The organism is Flavobacterium sp. (genome assembly GCF_965657075.1).
In the GTDB taxonomy this organism is placed as follows: domain Bacteria; phylum Bacteroidota; class Bacteroidia; order Flavobacteriales; family Flavobacteriaceae; genus Flavobacterium.
The window spans coordinates 1-3,607 of the sequence record NZ_CBFHMV010000051.1 but is presented as its reverse complement, the minus strand read 5'-3'; the positions used below and the strand labels follow the sequence as shown (position 1 = coordinate 3,607).

Annotated in this window: 2 protein-coding genes; one reads left to right on the top strand and one right to left on the bottom strand. The window is 26.9% G+C overall.

Annotated features, from left to right (window positions below; translation table 11 throughout):
- Positions 1–213: DUF3050 domain-containing protein (locus tag ACTF56_RS12895; RefSeq protein ID WP_438967319.1), on the top strand; the 213-nt coding region annotated here is incomplete at its 5' end.
- A 30-nt stretch (positions 214–243) separates the two neighbouring features.
- On the opposite strand, the gene ACTF56_RS12890 is transcribed toward ACTF56_RS12895, so the two are convergent.
- Complete coding sequence (locus ACTF56_RS12890) at positions 244–1,350, bottom strand: response regulator (RefSeq protein ID WP_438967318.1); 1,107 nt, start codon at positions 1,348–1,350, stop codon at positions 244–246.
- Positions 1,351–3,607 lie beyond the last annotated feature (2,257 nt).

Sequence of the window (3,607 nt, the reverse complement as noted above, 5' to 3'; positions counted from 1 at the left end):
AAGGTGTCTGTATTTAAATATTATTTGGAGAGGCAGATTGTAGTGGATGGAGACCATCATAGTCACTTGTCTCTTGAGATGACTGCAAGCTTGTGTGGTGATAATGATGAGTTTTGGGAAGAAGCTGAATTTGTTACACTTGAAGCGTTGAAAATGAGGATCAGACTTTGGGATGGGGTTTATCATGAAATAAGGAAAAAGAATAAAAAATAAACCTTATTAAAAAAAAGGATTTCTTTATTCCTATAATTCACCTGGATTTGTGAACAAGTTTGATATATATGTTTTTTCTGAAGTTTTCTTAATAATCTGATCTAAATCATCCGAATATTTCTTGATCATTTTGAGGATCTCCTTTCCGTCGGTTTGAAATTCCTTTTCATCATATTCTGATATTAGATTCACTAATCCAATTAAAGTTGCCAATGGAGCCCTAACTTCATGTGATTGGGACCAGGCTATATCTTTCAGTACTTTGTTCTGGGCTATCATAGCCTCAATAAATTTAGTTCTCTCAGTTATATCTCTAAAAATATTTAATATAGCTTTTTCTCCGTTGTATTCAATCAGTATACATTTTGCTTCAATATTTTTTATTTTACCTTTTTTCGATTTTGCAGTAGTTTCAAAACTTATGATTTCATTTTTTTCTAGTTTACTGATCATATTATCAAATTGCTCCTTTCTTTCATCTTGGATAAAATCATATATAGTCAATGTTTTGAATTCTTCCATTTCATAATCAGAAAGTATTTTATTTGCTGGATTACTCTCCAAAAAATAAGAAGGCTTTTCATTTTTAATAGAAGAAATACTTATGGCGTCACTATTTGCATTGAAGAGATTTCTGTACTTAAGTTCATTTTTTTCTGCTTCGTTTTTTGCTATTTCTAAATCTCTTGTCCTTTCTCGGATTTTTTCTTCAAGATTTTGGCGTAAATTTCTTTCGGTTTTGAATAAGTAACTTGTAGTAAGAATATTTTTAATTCTTAATGATGTTTCAGTAATATCCAATGGTTTAGTTAAAAATTCTGTTGCTCCTAGTTTTAAAGCTTTTAATTTATCCGCAGGATTATTACTGGCGGTCAATACTAAAACAGGAATAATCCAATTTTCTTCTTTTGATTTATTTAGATGTTCTAAAATGTCAAAGCCTGAAACTTTGGGCATCATCAAATCTACTATAATTAAATCAGGCTTTAAAAATGAAATATTTTCAAGAGCTTTATGTGATTCTGTTGTAAAATGTATATCTGAAAAACCTTCTATTTTCAAGATTTCGATTATCAAATCAATATTTGATTGAATATCATCAACTATAAAAATTTTAGATAGCTTTATTTCCTCCATTATAAAAGTAATTAATTTTATTTCTTTAAGTTAATTTAATTTTGACTTAAACTAATAATCCTTGTTCTTGATTTCTTTATTAGTTCATTTTTTAAAGAAATTTTTTTATTCATTGTACAAAATTATATTTTACTTTGATATTTACCATTACAAGAGATTTTTCTAAGTTACATTTATCGAATATCTTGAAATAGTTAAAGTTACTCTTTAAATAATTGTGAATAATTTTATTTCCCCATCGTTAATTTAATTGTAAAGGTACGATTTTTTTAATTTTTTTTGCATTAAACATTAATTTTGAGGACTTATTTAAGTAAAAAATTATTCTTTTGAGCTAAATACCAAAATTTCATTTGATTTTAGAAAAAGTATCTTTATTAATTTTTTCGAAAAATAAATTTATTTTGTTTGTTTTTTTGTGAAAAATTATAATGAAACTATTTAATAATTCTTTTGTAATATTACTTTATTATCTCCATTTTTAGTCAAGAAAGAATTAGTGGATCTAGTTCTAGTTGTATTTAATTTTAAAAGGTTTGAGTTTATTTAAATAGATGTTTAGTTTTATTCTGAATTAGAATAATAAATACCTATTATCAAAAAAAAAATAGTTTTAAATAAACTATTTGAAATAGTGGCAATTAGAATGTTTTTGGTTTTTAGACTTGGTTGAAACTTATTTTAAATGGAGGCAACTTCTATTCAAATTAATTAACTTTAAACTGATTGAATGATTTATAATCATGGATCTCTTTGCTGGCTTATAGTTAAGCTAGCTTGGGATAAAGCCACTGTTTAAAAATGTATCAATATAGACTTACTAAAATTTAAGCTTCTCAGGATTTTTACTATCTGACCTAAATTTAAGATTGTTTATTGAAATTGGATTTCTAACTAAGGTCAGCCACGCTACTAATCCAATACTTAGCTATATTTCTTTTAAAAACGATTAAGAATTGAACCAAAACCGAAAAATTGCTGATTTCAGCATTTGAGGTAGTTCATTGATTATTCATTGGAAAATTATGCATGGCAAGAATGGGACATTATCTGGTTGTCTTGGAGGATTTTAGTGTAGTTAAATTTTTTGAAAAGCGTTCATGTCTATCTAACTAGATTTAGCCATCTGCTTTCTGGCTGAATGTCCAATAGGGCGGAAGAAAGCTTGTTTGTATATATCTACAAACCTTTTTTTTATAAGTCCTTTACTAGACTACAACTTGCTAAAGTATCCGGCTATCGGTTGATTGCGGTAGGTATACTTGTAGTCTGTTTGGGTGTTTCTACCAATGCATCCATTTAGGTTAATGGGTTTCTATCTGGTTTTTATCTACTTAAGTTCGTCAATTAACCCATTGTTAAAGAAAGTGGAAGAGAAGTGGAGAATCATTTAGAATTGAAAGAATGTCGATAAACAATGCTTTAATTCTTTGTTAGCCTCATTGGGAAATATAGCGTCTAATTTGACGCAATTAATGATGCCAATTTTTAATCTAAAAATATAATGGCTGAATCCAGAAATTTTCAAAGACTTTTAAGGGCTTTCCTAATTGTCTGCAGCTTGTTCTTTTAAAAAGTGGAAAGCCAATGCCCAAAGCAAAAAAAATCAATGAAAAAATTTAAGTGTCAAAAAAAAATTAAATCCATACAAGTGTGTCCTTACCTTCTTAATCCAAGTTTTCTCAAGTACCATTGCCGACCCTCTAGGTGTTAAGGTCCCAAAACTTAAAACAATGGCAGAGTATACAGAAAATTCGCTTACTTTCAATAAGCTGTTTTATTCGTTTTCATTGCAATAGACTCATATTCATACTAACTACAGCTTACAATATTTTTATTTTAATTACTTTAGTAAATTAGGTATTTTAGTTTTTCTTACATATAATTGTTTTTAGTAAATTTTTTCCTGATCAATTATATATTTGCATTCTTTCGATTTGATTCTTAAAATTAATATTAAAACCTTAAATGGATATTCATTATTTCGATAGTAATTAATTACTAATGTTTAATTTAAAATTATCTTCTTGATGTTTATTATCACAAATTAGTGTTTCTAATCTTAATCCCTAATTCTCAATTCAAGATTGAATTATCACAGGAATTAGATCTATAAAAATTATTTGAAAAAAAATATAGGGATGTAAATAATTTTTATAGAATAAATTACACGAAAGAAATAAATCTCTAAATGTCTGTAAATCAATAGGATATGGTTATTTTTACCTAAAATTTGCCATGTATTAGTAAGATTAAG